Annotated in this window: 16 protein-coding genes; 11 read left to right on the top strand and 5 right to left on the bottom strand. The window is 37.3% G+C overall.

Features of this window, described 5'->3' with window-relative positions; translation table 11 throughout:
• Complete coding sequence (pdxB, locus tag K429_RS0108935; protein WP_026366673.1) at window positions 1-1,044, bottom strand: 4-phosphoerythronate dehydrogenase PdxB; 1,044 nt, start codon at window positions 1,042-1,044, stop codon at window positions 1-3.
• Between the two features lie 312 nt (window positions 1,045-1,356).
• On the opposite strand from pdxB, the gene K429_RS0108930 reads away from it, so the two are divergent.
• Genes K429_RS0108930 through K429_RS0108885 form a run of 10 tightly spaced genes read left to right on the top strand, consistent with a single transcriptional unit; the run spans window position 1,357 to window position 10,565 of the window.
• A complete protein-coding gene (locus K429_RS0108930; RefSeq protein ID WP_007216817.1) occupies window positions 1,357-1,962 on the top strand; it encodes a DUF4254 domain-containing protein in 606 nt (201 codons plus the stop codon).
• Between the two features lie 3 nt (window positions 1,963-1,965).
• Entirely contained in the window at window positions 1,966-2,997 is a 1,032-nt protein-coding gene (locus K429_RS0108925; protein WP_007216818.1) for a glycosyltransferase family 9 protein, read from the top strand.
• 60 nt (window positions 2,998-3,057) lie between these two features.
• Window positions 3,058-3,804 (top strand): lipopolysaccharide kinase InaA family protein, encoded by a 747-nt coding sequence (locus K429_RS0108920; RefSeq protein ID WP_007210976.1) that lies wholly within the window; start codon window positions 3,058-3,060, stop codon window positions 3,802-3,804.
• Between the two features lie 8 nt (window positions 3,805-3,812).
• Complete coding sequence (locus K429_RS0108915) at window positions 3,813-4,862, top strand: CDP-glycerol glycerophosphotransferase family protein (protein ID WP_007216819.1); 1,050 nt, start codon at window positions 3,813-3,815, stop codon at window positions 4,860-4,862.
• Window positions 4,863-4,897: 35 nt separating this feature from the next.
• Complete coding sequence (locus K429_RS0108910) at window positions 4,898-5,935, top strand: alanine--glyoxylate aminotransferase family protein (protein ID WP_007216820.1); 1,038 nt, start codon at window positions 4,898-4,900, stop codon at window positions 5,933-5,935.
• Window positions 5,936-5,946: 11 nt separating this feature from the next.
• Window positions 5,947-6,441, top strand: coding sequence for an adenylyltransferase/cytidyltransferase family protein (locus K429_RS0108905; protein ID WP_007210973.1), 495 nt, complete (start codon window positions 5,947-5,949; stop codon window positions 6,439-6,441).
• Between the two features lie 22 nt (window positions 6,442-6,463).
• On the top strand, window positions 6,464-7,273 hold the full coding sequence (locus K429_RS0108900) for a glycosyltransferase family 2 protein (RefSeq protein WP_026366672.1): 810 nt from the start codon (window positions 6,464-6,466) through the stop codon (window positions 7,271-7,273).
• The gene (locus K429_RS0108895; RefSeq protein WP_044096589.1) at window positions 7,270-8,508 is read left to right on the top strand and encodes a glycosyltransferase family 4 protein; all 1,239 of its coding nucleotides are present in this window, start codon (window positions 7,270-7,272) and stop codon (window positions 8,506-8,508) included. The genes K429_RS0108900 and K429_RS0108895 overlap by 4 nt, the downstream gene beginning before the upstream one ends.
• 3 nt (window positions 8,509-8,511) lie before the next feature.
• The gene (locus tag K429_RS0108890) at window positions 8,512-9,765 is read left to right on the top strand and encodes a glycosyltransferase family 4 protein (RefSeq protein ID WP_229097571.1); all 1,254 of its coding nucleotides are present in this window, start codon (window positions 8,512-8,514) and stop codon (window positions 9,763-9,765) included.
• Window positions 9,766-9,770: 5 nt separating this feature from the next.
• The gene (locus K429_RS0108885) at window positions 9,771-10,565 is read left to right on the top strand and encodes a DUF5672 family protein (RefSeq protein ID WP_026366669.1); all 795 of its coding nucleotides are present in this window, start codon (window positions 9,771-9,773) and stop codon (window positions 10,563-10,565) included.
• A 21-nt stretch (window positions 10,566-10,586) separates the two neighbouring features.
• Here the strand turns inward: K429_RS0108885 and K429_RS0108880 are convergent, their stop codons facing one another.
• Window positions 10,587-11,363 carry a glycosyltransferase gene (locus tag K429_RS0108880; RefSeq protein WP_026366668.1) on the bottom strand — a complete coding sequence of 259 codons (777 nt, stop codon included), beginning with the start codon at window positions 11,361-11,363 and terminating at the stop codon, window positions 10,587-10,589.
• A complete protein-coding gene (locus tag K429_RS0108875) occupies window positions 11,364-12,536 on the bottom strand; it encodes a glycosyltransferase (RefSeq protein WP_026366667.1) in 1,173 nt (390 codons plus the stop codon).
• 161 nt (window positions 12,537-12,697) lie between these two features.
• Between K429_RS0108875 and K429_RS0108870 the strand changes: the two genes are divergently transcribed.
• Entirely contained in the window at window positions 12,698-13,819 is a 1,122-nt protein-coding gene (locus tag K429_RS0108870; RefSeq protein WP_026366666.1) for a glycosyltransferase, read from the top strand.
• Between the two features lie 21 nt (window positions 13,820-13,840).
• Here K429_RS0108870 and K429_RS0108865 read toward each other — a convergent pair whose 3' ends face one another.
• Together K429_RS0108865 and K429_RS0108860 are read right to left on the bottom strand one after the other, a co-directional pair.
• Window positions 13,841-14,656 (bottom strand): glycosyltransferase family 2 protein, encoded by an 816-nt coding sequence (locus K429_RS0108865; RefSeq protein ID WP_026366665.1) that lies wholly within the window; start codon window positions 14,654-14,656, stop codon window positions 13,841-13,843.
• Window positions 14,657-14,661: 5 nt separating this feature from the next.
• Window positions 14,662-15,783 carry a glycosyltransferase family 1 protein gene (locus K429_RS0108860; RefSeq protein ID WP_026366664.1) on the bottom strand — a complete coding sequence of 374 codons (1,122 nt, stop codon included), beginning with the start codon at window positions 15,781-15,783 and terminating at the stop codon, window positions 14,662-14,664.
• Window positions 15,784-15,798 lie beyond the last annotated feature (15 nt).

Below are 15,798 nucleotides of genomic sequence, written 5' to 3'. Positions count from 1 at the left end.
CTACGGGGTTATTACGGAGAATGCTGTCTTTTCTCTCCGTAGCGGATAATCTCCTCTTAACTTTTCAAATAGTTCGGGATGAGCTCTCAACGCTTCGCAGTCTTTCCGCGGATCATACATTTTTAAATAGGCTTCTGTAGGGGTAGATGCTATGATGATCGGATTTTCCGGTTCGGGTGGAGCAATGTGATAGTCAGCTTGTATGCCGAAGTGTCGGCACAGGGAGCTTAGAGACATTCGCGTAGCATTTGCTTTTCCGTCTGCCGAGTATCCGGCGATATGCGGCGTTCCGATGAATACCTTATATAATAAGGTGAGATTAATGTCGGGTTCGTTTTCCCATACGTCAATGACGGCATCGGAAATCAGACCGGTCTGAAGAGCTTTCAATAAAGCTGCTGTTTCTATTACTTCTCCGCGGGAAGTATTGATGATGATAGGAGAACGTTTGAGGGAACGGAAGAATGCTTCATCGGCCAGGTGGAAAGTTTTATATTTCCCTTCTTTATATAAAGGTACGTGGAAAGTGATAACATCACATTCTTCGGCAAGAAACTGTAAAGAGCAGAAGTTAGTACTTTCTTCTTTCTCTTCTTGTGGCAAGTCGTTCAGCAATACCCGCATACCTAATTCGCGAGCCACTTTAGCCACTTTGATGCCTACGTTGCCTACTCCGACAATGCCAATGGTCATTTCTGATAAGTTTTTTCCTTTCAGGAGATTTATTAATAAAAGTGTGGATTGCAAGTACTGTGCTACGGAAGCGGAGTTGCATCCCGGTGCATTAGTCCAGGTTATGCCCGCTTCGTGGCAATACTCCGTATCTATATGATCGAAGCCGATTGTGGCTGTAGCAATGAATTGTACCCGGCTTCCTTGTAGTAATTCGCGGTTGCATTGAGTGCGTGTGCGGATTATTAGTGCATCTGCATCCTTCACTAAAGCAGGGGTGAAGTCTTTTCCGGGGACATATATTACTTCGTCGGCTATTTTCCCGATAGCTTCCTTTATAAAAGGTATTTTATTGTCAACAATAACTTTCATGGAATTCTGTTTTTTTGAATACAGGCAAATTTAGAAATTAATTATATGTATGGGGTCATGTTATAGTAATAAAGTATAGCTGGTTTCTATTTTCTTATGAAAGTTGCTTTGATTTGTTAACGTATTCTTCATACGGATCTTTTGATCTTATCTTATTGAAGGTGTTATGGGGTAGTAAAAATATGAAATAAATAAGGAAGAGGATATTTTGCTTTTGGAGCAAGATGGGAATAAAAAGTGGGGAACGGTTGCTTGTGTGGGAAATATTGCATAACTTTGTATTATTGTATAACTGTAAAGTTCGTTAAGATTATGGCATTTAGTAACCTTTGCAACAGCATTTTTGAGAAGTCAGTCGCGGATTATCATGTAACGGATAGCGTGGATGCGCCAATGAACAATCCTTACGAGTTGAAGACGATTGAGTATTATCTATATTTGAAGAATTGGATTGATGCCGTACAATGGCATTTTGAAGATATTATACGTGATCCGCAGATTGAACCGAATGCGGCATTAACTTTGAAACGAAGAATAGACAAGTCTAATCAGGACAGAACAGACTTGGTGGAACTGATCGATAGCTATTTCCTGGATAAATATAAAGATGTGAAACCGATGGCGGAGGCTACCATTAATACGGAAAGTCCCGCATGGGCGATAGACCGTCTTTCTATTCTTGCATTAAAGATCTATCACATGCAAAAGGAGGTGGAACGTACGGATACTACTCCCGAACATCATGCTCAATGTAAGGCTAAACTGGACATCCTTCTGGAACAAAAGCAAGATCTTTCGTCGGCCATTGACCAATTGCTGGCTGATATTGAATCCGGAAAAAAATATATGAAAGTATATAAACAGATGAAGATGTATAATGACCCGGCCTTGAATCCGGTGCTTTATGCAAAAAGATAACGAATGGCACGTATCCTCATTATCCGTTTCTCTGCGCTTGGCGATGTAGCCATGACGGTTCCGGTAGTGCATTCGCTGGCAGCCGAATATCCTCAGCATGAAATCATAGTGCTGAGTCGTACTGCATTGCAACCTCTTTTTCTGAAGTTGCCGGAGAATGTAAGCTTTTACGGTGCCGATTTGTCGGGGAAACATAAAGGATTACGAGGATTAAACAGTCTGTATGCAGAACTAAAAGGGCTACATTTTGATTATGTGGCCGATTTTCATGATATACTTCGCGCGAAATACTTACGATGGCGTTTTCGGTTGGATGGCGTGCCTGTAGCTGCAATATGCAAGGGGCGGGCAGGTAAGAAGAAACTGGTTCGTCGTCATCATAAGGTTTTTGAAAAGCAGGAAAGTTCTTTCCGGCGCTATGCTGATGTACTGGAAAAGCTGGGGCTTCCGGTTCAATTGAAGTTCACTTCCATCTACGGAGAGGGGAAAGGTGACTTCTCGCAAATAGAACCGGTGGTAGGATCGAAAGGGAATAATAAATGGATAGGTATTGCTCCTTTTGCTAAACACAAAGGTAAGATTTATCCGGTAGAACAGCAGGAACGGGTTGTTGCCTATTTTGCTGCAATGCCGGATGTGAAAGTTTTCCTTCTGGGTGGAGGGAAGAGTGAAAAGGAGGTATTCGACCGCTGGACCGCTAAGTATCCTTCCGTCCTATCGTTGATTGGTAAGCTGAAAATGGATACGGAATTGAATCTGATGAGTCATTTGGATGTGATTCTTTCCATGGACTCCGCTAATATGCATTTGGCATCTCTGGTCAATGTGCCTGTTGTTTCTGTATGGGGTGCTACGCATCCTTATGCCGGATTCATGGGCTGGAAACAGTTGCCGGCCAATACGGTGCAACTAGACTTGTCCTGCCGTCCATGTTCGGTTTACGGGCAGAAGCCTTGCTGGCGTGGCGATTATGCTTGCTTGAGAGAGATAAAACCTGAAGAGATTATTGCGAAGATTGAAGAGAATATAAGGTAAATGATGGATAAATATTTTAGAATGACGGGACCGTCTAAAAAGGTGAAGGCAGAGTAAAATATGAAAATAATAGTAAATCCTGCATACGAGCATTTGCGGAAATTTGTAGAAAGCATTCCTGATATCTTTGAAAGTGAGGGGAGGGTGATCTACTCTGGAAGAAACCTCATCAAAGTGATGACGGTGGATGATGGATTGGAGATCAATATAAAACGTTATGGAGTTCCGGCTTTGGTAAATCGGATTGCTTATTCTTTTTTTCGTGCCCCGAAAGGAAGGCGCGCCTTTTCATATCCCAACATACTGCTTCAGAGAGGCTTTGAAACCCCGGTTCCTATCGCTTATATCGAAGAATGTAAGTGGGGCTTGATCAAGTACTCTTATTTTATCAGTCTTCAATCTTCCTATCGAAGAAATTTTTATGAATTCGGCAATGCCGATGTTAACGATTGCCGGGATGTTGTTATAGCCTTTGCCCGTTATACGGCTCGTCTGCATGAATCTGATATTATGCACCGGGATTATTCTCCCGGAAATATTCTGTTTGATAAGATAGATGGTGAGTATCATTTTATGTTAGTGGATATTAACCGCATGAGCTTCGGTAAGATCAGTATTGATATGGGTTGTGCCAATTTTGCCCGTTTATGGGGACAGAAAGCCTTTTTTGAATTACTTGCCAGAGAATATGCACGTGCACGCAATACTGATGAACAATACTGCGTTGATAAAGTGCTTGCACACCGGAAGAAGTTCTGGATTTATTTTGCAAAGAAACATCAAGTGAAGTATAAACTGGAGCTATAGAGAGAAGTATGCGTATTGTCTTATTCTGTGAAAATAAGTATGCTGTTGATATATTATTGCCTATATATCAGGAAGCGGTAAAGTCGGAGGCGAATCATATCTTGTGGTATGTGCATCTTCCGAAGATCCCGGTTTTCCCACTGGACGGAAAGGTCGTTTACACCTATTCGATGCAGGAGGTTTATGATTTTTCTCCGGAAGCTATATTTGTGCCGGGCAATATTGTTCCCTATTATTTGCCGGGTGTGAAGATACAGGTTTTTCATGGCTATGCGGCAGAAAAGAAAGATCATTGGGTCATTCGTCGCTATTTTGATACCTATTTCACCCAAGGTCCTTTTTTTACGAAAAAGTTTAAGGAATTAGCTGCCGAATATAAAGATTTTGAGGTCGTGGAGACCGGTTGGCCCAAACAAGATTGGATAAAAAATCATTGGCATGATTTTGACCGGGAACGTGAAGAACTGTTGAAACTGCATGGAAAAAGTCAAATTGTATTATATGCACCTACTTTTTCACCAAGTTTAACATCTCTTCCTGCATTAAAAGAGGCTTTGCTGCATTTAGTAAAGATGAGGGATGTCGTTCTGTTGTTGAAGTTGCATCCGTTGACTAAAAAAGAGTGGGTGGATGAATATAAACAACTGGCAGAACAAGAAGAACACATTATATGGGAAGACGGCTTTAATGTTACGAAGTATCAGTTAATGTCCGATGTCATGATAAGTGACACTTCCTCAACAGTATATGAATTCTTGCTTCTGGGACGTCCGGTAATTACTTATCGCACCATAGCGAAGGACATTTACTGGACTGACATAACGGATACGTCCCAATTGACAGACGCCTTTGAAAGTGTGCAGCATGATGAAAACGCTATTGCGAAAAGACGATGGGTGGTTGATAACTACGATCCGTATCTGGATGGAAATGTAGCCAGGCGAATGCTGGAAGCGGCTGAAGATTATATTCGCCGTCATGGTGTTCCGAGAGAACGGAAGTTGAACCTTTGGAGAAAATATACGAGTATAAAGACGTTCGGAAGGATAAAGAAGTGATGAAAAGTAATGTAGAACTATTAAAAAGCAGGAATATGAAATCTTATGTTTTTCCGGGAAATATAGAAGAGCGGATTCTTCGAATCGCAGGAGAACCTTTTCCGTATATGCGCACTGCTTTGTTTTCTGAAATTGTGAAAGATTCAGAGCGTATGTTGCTGGAGCTGATACATTGTCCAGGCGGGCGTGTTATCTTTTATACTGCTTCAGGAACCGGTGCGATGGATGCTGTGGTTACCAATTATGTTTCCCTGAAAAAGAAAGCTTTTATTATAGCCGGCGGTTCATTCGGCTACCGTTGGAAGAGTCTCTGCGAGTACTATCAGGTTCAGAATGAAGTTTTTGAAGTTCCTTTTGCTCGTGATATTGATTATGCCCAGCTGGAAAATGCTGTGGCTGCTTCGCGTCCGGATGTGTTTTTATGTCAACATCATGAAACCTCTACCGGTCAACTGTTTGATTTAAAGAAAATTTCTGCTATTTGCAGGAAACATAATGTTTCGCTGGTTGTTGATGCTATTAGTTCTTTCTTGTCCGATGATTTGGATATGGAAGAGTTGAATATCGATATCTGTATTACCAGCAGTCAGAAGGGGCTGAATATAGCCCCGGGTTTGTCGTTTCTGTTTCTTTCGCCTAGAATCCTGCAGACTGATTTTTTGCATAAATCTTATTATTTTGATTTTGCTGAGAATCTGAAGAATCTGGAACGCGGTCAGACACCTTACAGTCCGGCCACCAGTTTGTTTATGCAATTGCATGCCCGTTTAAAGGAGAATGTAGTCCTTGGGGTTGACAAAATCATTGCTTCCGTGCGTGCTAAAGCGCTGTATTTTCGTGAGCTGTGCAGGCAGAATGGTTGGGAGATTCCGGCGGAAGTGCCATCCAATTGCATTACGGGGTTCTTTGTTCGCCAGAATGGAGATATTCTCTTTAATGAATTGTTGAAGCAAGACATATTCATTATGCCGGGTGGTACTCCTTGTTATTTCAGGGTTTCCCATTTGGGAGTTCAAAGTGAAGAGGATCTGGATGATCTGGCAATGAGAATTAAAGAAATAGAATACCGATAAATCTATATAGCATGGAAAGAAAGAAAATCAGAGTATTCACATCCGGTAGTTTTGACCTGTTTCATATCGGTCATCTGAACATATTGGAACGTTCGGCGGCATTGGGCGATGAACTTATAGTCGGCGTAAGCACAGATGAGTTGATACAGCATTACAAGGGAATGCCGCCTATTATTCCCTTTGAACAACGTTTCCGGATTATTTCGTCTTTGAAGTGTGTGACTAAAGCTGTGAAGCAAGTGAAGCTTACTGAGGTGGCACAATTACAGAGAGAGGATATTGATATAGTAACCATAGGGGATGATTGGATAAATAAGTATCTGGAGGGGCTTGAGTGGATGAAGCAACAGCCCGGTAAGGAAGTGGTGTATTTTCCTTATACTCCCGATGTAAGCACTACAGGCATTAAGAAGAAAATAATAGAGAGTACAAGTGAGATTATCAGGGCAGCGCTACAACGTGAGGCTGAATTAGATTATAATTGGCCGGAAGATCAGAAAAAATGAAGTTGAATTAAAGAATTGATACATGTTAGTCTCATTAATGATATCTACATATAATTGGAAGGAGGCCTTGTCCCTATGTCTGTACAGCGCTTTTGCTCAGACCGTGAAGCCTTGTGAGATTCTGATTGCAGATGATGGCTCACGTGACGACACCAAACAGCTGATTGATAAGATGCGGACAAAGACCGATATTCCTATTGTGCATGTATGGCACGAGGACAAAGGTTTCCGTCTTTCTGCCATCCGTAATCGCTCTATTGAAAGGGCGAAGGGGGATTATATTATCCAGATTGATGGTGATATCCTCTTGGATAAGCATTTTATTGCGGACCATCTGGAATTGGCGGAAAAAGGTTACTTTGTGTGTGGGAGTCGTGTACTTTTAAGAAGAATGGCTACTGCCCGGTTACTTAGAGGAGTGGAAACTCATCCTGCACTTTTTAAACAAGACCTTAGCTTTTTGTTGAACGCTTTTCGTTCACACACTTTACGTTTGTATTTGGCAAATCGTTATGCAAAGAATAGCATGTTGCGAATCCGGGGCTGTAATATGGCTTTCTGGAAAGAAGACTTATTGCGCGTCAATGGTTATAATGAGTCTTTGGAGATGTGGGGGCAGGAAGATGTGGAAATTTCCTATCGCCTTATCCATGCAGGTATTCAAAAGAAACAATTGAAGATGGGTGGAGTGCAATTCCATCTTTATCATAAATTTGCTTCACGAGAGAATTTGGAATATCACGAACAGGTATTGAGGCAGGTTATTGCAGAGAGGATAGTTTGGTGTGAAAATGGAATCGTGAAAGAAGGACGAAAGGTTCAGCTATTATGAAAGATAAAGTTGCTTTTGTTGTCATTCGATATGGTCAAAATATGAATGGTGGTGCTGAACAGCATTGTAGAATGTTGGCTGAGAGGCTCGTGACTCATTATGATGTAGAAATCCTGACGACTTGTGTTAAAGATTATGTGAAAGGGACAAATGAGTTACCGGAAGGAGAAGAATGGATTGATGATATTCTTGTCCGTCGTTTTCCGGTAGCTCCAATCCAGCCGGAACTTCACAAAGAATATGAACGTAATGCAAAAGTGTCAAGACGGCTACGAAAGCATCTTTATCAACTGGGATTATTGAAATTTGTGGCTTCTATACATCCTAAATGGACTTATAATGCAGAAGTTGAACATAAATATATGCAGAGCCATCCGCTTTATTCTCCTACTTTGGTTTCGTATGTTCAGAATTATAAGGGAAAGTATAAAGCCATTATTCCCATAACAATGGTTTATCCTCCTGTATATTATGCAGCTTTATATGCTGCTGAAAAGGCTATTCTAATTCCCACTATGCATTATGAAGGTTCCACTTTTCGTTCCATTCAGACTGATGTTTTTACGAGGGTGGCTTATGTAGGTTTTAACACTACAGCCGAAGAACAGTTAGCTAAGAATATATTTGGAAACCGAATGTCACCTCATGGTATTATTAGCGTAGGAATTGAGGATTCAGTAGATGCAGATTGGAAAGTAACTAAAGAGAAGTATAATTTACCAGAAGAGTATCTTTTGTTTGTAGGACGAATTGATAAAGGGAAATTGGATCATATTATTCAATATTATTTGGATTACAAAAAGAAGTATTCAGGTTCTAGTTTGAAGTTAGTACTTGTAGGTGGACTCTTTTCAGAGACTTTTAGACATCCCGATATTTTTTATACCGGATTTGTGAGCGAAACAGAGAAATATGCAATTATTCAGCATGCTAAAGTTTTTGTTAATCCATCAAAATTTGAAAGCCTATCTTTGATTTTATTGGAAGGAATGAGCAGAGGTAAAGCAATGCTTGTGAATGGTAAGTGTGCTGTATTGAAGGAACATTGTATAAAGAGTGATGGAGCTGCTTTCTATTATAAAGGAAAGAGAGATTTTATATCTAAACTGAATCGAATAGAAAGCTCTGATGAACTACGTGTTGAGATGGGGAGAAAAGGTCGGGAGTATGTGGCAGCAAACTATAATTGGAAGATAATAATGGACCGATTGAAGAAGGCGATAGAGGCGATATAAGGTATGCAGGAAAATAAAGAGAAAGTTGCTTTTGTTGTTGTCCGCTATGGAAAAGATATCAATGGTGGGGCTGAATATCATTGTCAGATGTTGGCAGAACGTCTGACATCTGAGTATGATGTAGAGGTTCTAACTACATGTGTCAGAAATGCAGAAACTGGTAAGAATGAGTATGAGGAAGGAAATGAATACTGGAACGGAGTCTTAATTCGGCGTTTCAAGGCAGATCCGATTCATCCGGAAAATGAAAAGAGGTATGCTAAAGCGGCTAAACCTGCAAGAAAGTGGAGACGCTTTTTATATAGAATCCGCTTATTAGCTCCATTGTCTTATTTGCATCCATTATGGGAATATAAGCAGAAAGACGAAATTCAGGCTATGAATGCGTCTATTTTTTATTCTTCTGGTTTACAACTGTTTGTAAAAAAATATCGTGATGAGTATAAGGCGTTCATTGCAATGTCATTGGATTATCCAACTTTTTATTATACTGCCATTTATGCGGGTGATAAAACAATTGCTATTCCAACAATGCATTATGTGGGTATTTCATTTCGTTCGTTACTGACGACCGCCATATCAAAGATTGCTTATGTAGGTTTCAATACAGGAGAAGAACAGAAGCTTGGCGAACGAATCTTTGGTAAAGCATTAGGAAAACATGGTATTATCAGTGTAGGCATTGAAACTCCTGAAGCGGTAGATTGGAATACGACAAAGACGAAATATGGTTTGCCTGATGACTATTTGTTGTATGTTGGTAGGATTACACGTGTAAAGCTCTATCGTTTGTTACCCTATTTCTTAGATTATAAGAAAAAATATAAGGAATCTCCTCTAAAATTAGTCTTGGTGGGGGGAGTTACTATAGATAAGATAAACCATCCTGATATTATTTATACAGGCTATGTTAGCGATGAGGAGAAAATAACTATTATAAGGCATGCTAAGGCTGTAGTGAATCCTTCTAATGGAGAAAGTTTATCATTGATTCTTCTGGAAGCAATGAATGAAGAAAAACCTGTTTTGGTAAATGGATGTTGTGCTGTGTTGAAAGAGCACTGTTATAAAAGTAATTTTGCTTCACTTTACTATACTACAAATGCAGGATTTCGCAAACAGCTATACAAAATAGATCACTTTTCAGATGTTAGAAAAGAGATGGGACAAAAAGGAAAAAAATATGTAGCAGAAAATTATAATTGGACTCTAATAATTGGACGTCTTAGGAAAGCTATTGAAGAAATTGGAAAGTGATTGTTATGAATAAGAAAGATATAGCTGTTGTAATTCCTATCTATTTGCCATCCTTATCAAACTCTGAAAGGATATCTTTGGAACAATGTTTAAAACTTTTGTCTAGCTATTCTATTGTTGTCATAAAGCCGGAAAGCTTAGATCTAGATGATATTATAAATTTTTATGGTCTAACTCATATTGAAGCCTTCCCAGATAAGTATTTTGTTAGCTTGCGAGCATATAATAAGCTTGTATTGTCAGAGGAGTTTTATCGATCTTTTCAGCATTATACATATATGTTGATTTATCAATTGGATGCTTATGTGTTTAAGGATGAGCTGTTGAATTGGGCTAATAAAGGATATGATTATATCGGAGCTCCATGGTTACCTTGGAAAAAACGGCATCTTAGTGTCATAGGACGATATCGTTTGTATTGTCAACGACTTTTTTGTAGATTATTTGATGAAAAAACATTTAAGACCGATAAATATTATGCCTATCAGGTTGGCAATGGTGGATTTTCGTTGCGGCGAATTAGTAAAATGCTGGAAATAACAACTCATTATAAAACTAAAATTAGCAAACTGCTGGATGATGATGCGCCATTTTATCCAGAAGATGTGTTATTATTGTATGAACTTACAGACCGGAATTTCCATTTAAAGAAACCTTGTTTTAAAGAGGCTTTACAGTTTGCTATGGAAGAGAATCCTAAATGGGCTTATTGCTATAATGGTAACCAGCTGCCTTTTGGATGTCATGCTTGGTGTCATAAAGATTACTATCCTTTTTGGAGTTCCTTTATTAAATACTGATAGTTATATAGAAAGAAAGCATTACATGAGTGTTTCTTTTTCCTTTCTGTTTTGTTCAGACCAGTGAGTGATCGTTTTTAGATGACTAACATAATATTGTTCTTCTTCTGTTAAATTATTATTATCCACATACCAAGGTAAATGCCTAACAGAATATGGAAATCCTGTACGTAAATATAACTGTTGAATATCAATAAATTCTCCTTTGAAATAAGGCTTATATACAGCGAAAGTTGTGTCAATAGGTGCTTTAAACACATTAGGTTCTATTTCTATTTGCCAATATTGATTCTCCCAATCTTGTACTTGCTTTTTTAAACTATAACAATCTGGTAAATCATTAATGCAAATAGAAAAGCCCACTTTTAATGCTTTAGGATACTTTTTGAGTAAAAGAATGAATTTTTCGATGAAATCATCCGGACAGTCTGGGTGAATTTCCAGATCAGAATCAGTATATGCAAAATATGAATCTGTGAATTGTTTATAAATTCCAGTTTCCCATATGGAAAGATGTCCAATATTCTTGTTTAGCATATATACTGGATAGGGGCATTTCTTGTAGTATTCCAATAATGGAGGATAGGTAGAATCATTGTCGATGATATAAATGTTATTATATCCTCTTGTTTCCAGTCCTTTGATTAATATTAATAGTGTATCTATGCGATTGAAATTATTTATTACAATAGGAGTGTCTTTATAGGGTATTTCTTGCGTACTGCTGAAACGCCGTTTTAATTCAGGAATGGCCCATTTTTTGAACCTCTTATATTTTCGGATAAGTGCTCTTCTCATTTAAATTTTATCTTTTAATAAGTTACTCCATTGTTCACCTATTCTATTTAACGTGTATTGATTAGATTTTATTCTAGCCATTTCGCTTAATGAAAATAGGTTTTCATTATTTATTAATTCTATTAATTTGGAAGACATTTCTTGAAGATTGTTATCTGTTACGGTCATACCTCCTGAGCAGGATACTATGGAGCGAACTCCTTCACTTATTTCAAATGTTAATGGTACGACCCCGAATCGTAATGCCTCAATTAAACACATTGGAAATCCTTCAAAGCTTGAAGTTAAGAGAATTATTTTTGCTGATTTATAGTATTTTTCCGGATGATCGACTTGTCCGGTAAAAGTTATTCTTTGTATTTGTTTGTCTACAACCATTTGCTCCAATTCTTTGCGAATAGTACCATCGCCAACGATTGTTAAGTTCCAATTTGTTTCTTTCTCAATTCTTTTCCATACATCAAGAATAATATTTACCTGTTTTTCTTTGGATAAACGGCCTACGAAAATGACTTGATTTTCTTTTTGAGACCATTCAATAGGTTTTTGCTCAGAAAAGGATACAGATAAAGGGTTTTCAATAGCAATGATTTTGTCTTTATATTTCGTTAAGTGGTATTTTTCAGCAAAAGGAGTGATATATTCATTACACAAAACAATGACTTTATTACCTTTTATACATGCCTTACGATATGAATCGGAAAAAGAATTGATATATCGTTTATATCTGTTGTTTAGTCCGAAATAAGATAAGGTTTTTCTTTCAATCTGTTTCCATTTGCTAGCTTTAAGTATGTGTGGTAATTGCCAATATTGTGATTTCTCATATTTGGGCATTCCATGTAGAACTGAGATTATCTTGACTTCTTTCTTTCTGTTTGGATTAAAAATGATATTTGTTATATGGGGATATATGCCCTGGTTGATAATATGAGTAATTTTTTTTTCTTCAACGATTTTATTGAAAAATCGAATATTCTCTTCTTCATTGTCAGACTGACAGCAGAATGTTTCTGCAATATTAGGTGATGCTGGGATATTGGGCATCATACACATGGATAATGTATAGATAGTAAAATCCTTACTTATATAATCTATGATGTTGTTTGAAACGCTTTCTAATCCTCCAACACCAGGAAATATATTGAATATGAAAAGTATATTATCGTTCATCGTTTTTTTATTGTATGCAATATTCGCAAATTTTCTTGTAATAAGCAAACTATTTATGGGAAACTTAGATAATATTTTTACTGATGCTCTTTGTCATCTAAAATATTTTCTCTAACATTGTTGCTCTAAAATGAAATAATTTTCTTAATGTTCTGTTTGTAATGAAAAAGATTCTATTCTTAATGCCGGATTTGGAAGGTGGTGGTGCTGAAAGGGCATTAATTAATCTTCTTCGGGAATTTGATTACACAAAATATAAAGTGACGCTTTGTTTGATGTACCATCGGGGTGTTTATCTTGATGCAATACCAGCGCAAGTCCATACGATATATTTGTTTAAGAATGAGAGGAGTTTCTTTTTTCGGAAAGCGTGGAAACGCTATATAAAATATAATAAGTTGTGGCCTCTTTCTTTTCTCATAAAATGTAGGCTGAAAAAACATTACGATGTTATCATATCATATTTGGAAGGTAGTGCTGCATTCTGGCATAATATAATTATAGATAGAGGAAAAAGGAATATCTCATGGATTCATGTAGATATGCTTAAATATCATTCGTCACATAATGCTTATCGTAATCATGAAGAGGATGAAAAGAGATGCTATCAGAAGATGGATCAGCTGGTTTTCGTATCTCAGATAGCTATGGAGAATTTTTCTAAATTATATGATATAGATGTCCCTAAGTGCTGTCTTTATAATGTTATAAGTAAATCAGATATATATAAGAAAGCTTCTGTAGGTGGTATTATTACGAAATCAGTGTTTACTATAACAGCTATAGGAAGTTTGCTTGAGGTGAAAGGGTTCGATCGGTTGATACGGGTAGCCGAGATGTTAAAGAAGGATGGGATATCTTTTTGCATTCAGATTATAGGACGTGGAGAGAAAGAAGCGGAATTAAAGCGTTTAGTGCATGAACTTAATGTTGAAAATGAGGTCCATTTTCTAGGGTTTCAAGCAAATCCATACCCCTATTTGAAAGAATCTGATATATTTATCAGTACTTCAATTTCTGAGGGGTTTTCTTTAGTAATCTGTGAAGCCTTGGTATTAGGAATTCCAATTGTTGCAACTAATACAGCGGGTGCTTTAGAGTTACTTGAGGGTGGAGAATATGGAGTTATCACAGAACAGAATGATTTGTCCATATATGTAGCTCTAAAAAAATATATTACTGATGAAACATTGAGAACTGAATATCATAAGAAAAGTTTGCTACGAGCTAATATATTTGAAGTTCAGAGTGTCATGAGCCGATTTTATGAAGTTATTCAATGAGAAATCTTGTAGAATCTGATATTATTTTAAGAGTTTAGATAATAGTAGAATGACTTTTCTCATTCGTTTTTGTGTGCGGTGGCGTTTTTGACTAACTACTGGAATAACACTTCCTAAAATAGAATTTTTGAGATTGTCAAGTTCCATTAGAGAGGAGTAGATACGAGTGGGGATATTCTTCTTAATCCATTTATTACGTTCTGTTAGCCCAATGGCTCCATTAGAAGAGCTAAGTCCAGTACTATCAAAGTTGGATACTAGGATGTTGATATGCTTATAACTGCATCCTTTTAATACGATATTGTCTACCATGTGTATCCAGTCTGATATGATTCTATAATCTGTCCTGTAAGTTTGATTTTTGAACAATGAGTGGTGAATAAAAGAGGCAGGATGTGGTAAAAAACTTTTTAATAAAAATAATCCATCTACTTCTTCAGGAGGAATTATATCTTCATATTCTGTATTGGAATACAAAATTCTCAGGTTTCCGCAGATATATTGAGTTTCGTCAAAAGGAATAGCGTCCAAAACATGGTCATCAAATAGGAAATCTCCAGAATTTAGAAAGAATATATATTCTCCTTTGGCGTGTGCAATTCCTTTATTCATGCCATCATAGATCCCTTTGTCTGGTTCAGATATCCAGTAAGATAAATGAGAGGTTTCTGTAGTGTACTTGATAATAGTTTCTAGACTTCCGTCTGTAGAATTAGCATCTATGATGATATGCTCATAATCTGTATATGATTGCGATTGAATACTACGTAATGTTTTTTGTAGTCCCAAATTGTTGTTTAAATTGACTGTAATAATACTAAGTACCGGCTTTCTCATACCTATTATTTCCTTATTTGTTTTTTGTTTTCCAAGGCCTTGAAATATACTTGTTCTGTTTGGAGAGCAGCTTTTTCCCAAGAATATAATTTAATTTGTTCTGAACCTTTATGAATAAGATCTGTGCGTAGAGTGGGATTGTATATGACACTTGCAATGGTATCTGCTATTTCTATTTCAGAATATGGATTAAAATATGCAGCTGCATCTGCTGCTATTTCAGGGAAGCAGCTGGTATTACTAATGATAGCTGGACAAAGGCAAGCGTAAGCTTCCAAAATAGGAATTCCGAAACCCTCATAAAGTGATGGGAATACAAAAGCTTCTGCCTGATTGTAGAGTGTATATAGCATAGCATCAGAGGCCTGAATATGTATAAATTTGGGGGAGATGTTTAGTGATTCAAATATTTTTATTTCATTCATAGAGAAGGGGTTACCAGTACATATTGCATATAAGTCTTTATCTTTTGATGATAATAGTGAAAAGGCTTTAGCAAACCGAGTGAAATTTTTGTAGGAATATCTGGTACCAACATATAAGATAAATCTTTTTGGAAGTGTAACAAGAATTTTTTGAGTAGGTTTCTGTATATTGGTTCCGTGATAAATGACGTCAATCTTTTCTGGTGCAATATGTAGTAATTCTATTATATCTTTCTTAGTGTTTTGGCTTATTGCAATAACTCTATCAGCCTGCGTAACAACTTTTTTCTTTTGTTCAAAGATTAACTCCCTATCTTCTTTTGAAAAGAATTCGGGCAATTTCTCATAGATCATGTCATGTACGGTAATGACGTAAGGGTTATTTCCTAGCCACTCTTGGAAATATGGTTCATAGTAAGTTGCATGCAGCAAATATGTTGAAGATGATCTAAGCATGTGCTCAGAGAATTTTCTATTCTTTCCGAGAAGTTTATTTTTGTATTTATTGAATATCCACCTTGGAATAGGCAGGCGATGCTTGCACAGTTTAGATTCTTTCAAATAGATATTTTCAGAATATCGTACCGATATGTCGAATGTGATATTCATTCTGGGAATTATTTCACAGAAATATCGTGAGATACCTCCGAATGTCTGGGCATCAAATATTTGAGAATCATATATTACTTGTAGTTCTTTCATCTATTTTCTCGATTG

Source organism: Bacteroides sp. 14(A) (assembly GCF_000526555.1).
GTDB classification, from domain to species: Bacteria; Bacteroidota; Bacteroidia; order Bacteroidales; family Bacteroidaceae; genus Bacteroides; species Bacteroides cellulosilyticus.
Note: the sequence above shows the minus strand (reverse complement) of the source record. Positions and strands in the feature narration are given on the sequence as shown.

Excerpts from the sequence above, each read along its gene's own strand:
- pdxB (WP_026366673.1), bottom strand. The coding sequence starts at position 1,044 with ATGAAAGTTATTGTTGACAATAAAATACCTTTTATAAAGGAAGCTATC.
- K429_RS0108930 (WP_007216817.1), top strand. The coding sequence starts at position 1,357 with ATGGCATTTAGTAACCTTTGCAACAGCATTTTTGAGAAGTCAGTCGCG.
- K429_RS0108925 (WP_007216818.1), top strand. The coding sequence starts at position 1,966 with ATGGCACGTATCCTCATTATCCGTTTCTCTGCGCTTGGCGATGTAGCC.
- K429_RS0108920 (WP_007210976.1), top strand. The coding sequence starts at position 3,058 with ATGAAAATAATAGTAAATCCTGCATACGAGCATTTGCGGAAATTTGTA.
- K429_RS0108915 (WP_007216819.1), top strand. The coding sequence starts at position 3,813 with ATGCGTATTGTCTTATTCTGTGAAAATAAGTATGCTGTTGATATATTA.
- K429_RS0108910 (WP_007216820.1), top strand. The coding sequence starts at position 4,898 with ATGAAATCTTATGTTTTTCCGGGAAATATAGAAGAGCGGATTCTTCGA.
- K429_RS0108905 (WP_007210973.1), top strand. The coding sequence starts at position 5,947 with ATGGAAAGAAAGAAAATCAGAGTATTCACATCCGGTAGTTTTGACCTG.
- K429_RS0108900 (WP_026366672.1), top strand. The coding sequence starts at position 6,464 with ATGTTAGTCTCATTAATGATATCTACATATAATTGGAAGGAGGCCTTG.
- K429_RS0108895 (WP_044096589.1), top strand. The coding sequence starts at position 7,270 with ATGAAAGATAAAGTTGCTTTTGTTGTCATTCGATATGGTCAAAATATG.
- K429_RS0108890 (WP_229097571.1), top strand. The coding sequence starts at position 8,512 with ATGCAGGAAAATAAAGAGAAAGTTGCTTTTGTTGTTGTCCGCTATGGA.
- K429_RS0108885 (WP_026366669.1), top strand. The coding sequence starts at position 9,771 with ATGAATAAGAAAGATATAGCTGTTGTAATTCCTATCTATTTGCCATCC.
- K429_RS0108880 (WP_026366668.1), bottom strand. The coding sequence starts at position 11,363 with ATGAGAAGAGCACTTATCCGAAAATATAAGAGGTTCAAAAAATGGGCC.
- K429_RS0108875 (WP_026366667.1), bottom strand. The coding sequence starts at position 12,536 with ATGAACGATAATATACTTTTCATATTCAATATATTTCCTGGTGTTGGA.
- K429_RS0108870 (WP_026366666.1), top strand. The coding sequence starts at position 12,698 with ATGAAAAAGATTCTATTCTTAATGCCGGATTTGGAAGGTGGTGGTGCT.
- K429_RS0108865 (WP_026366665.1), bottom strand. The coding sequence starts at position 14,656 with ATGAGAAAGCCGGTACTTAGTATTATTACAGTCAATTTAAACAACAAT.
- K429_RS0108860 (WP_026366664.1), bottom strand. The coding sequence starts at position 15,783 with ATGAAAGAACTACAAGTAATATATGATTCTCAAATATTTGATGCCCAG.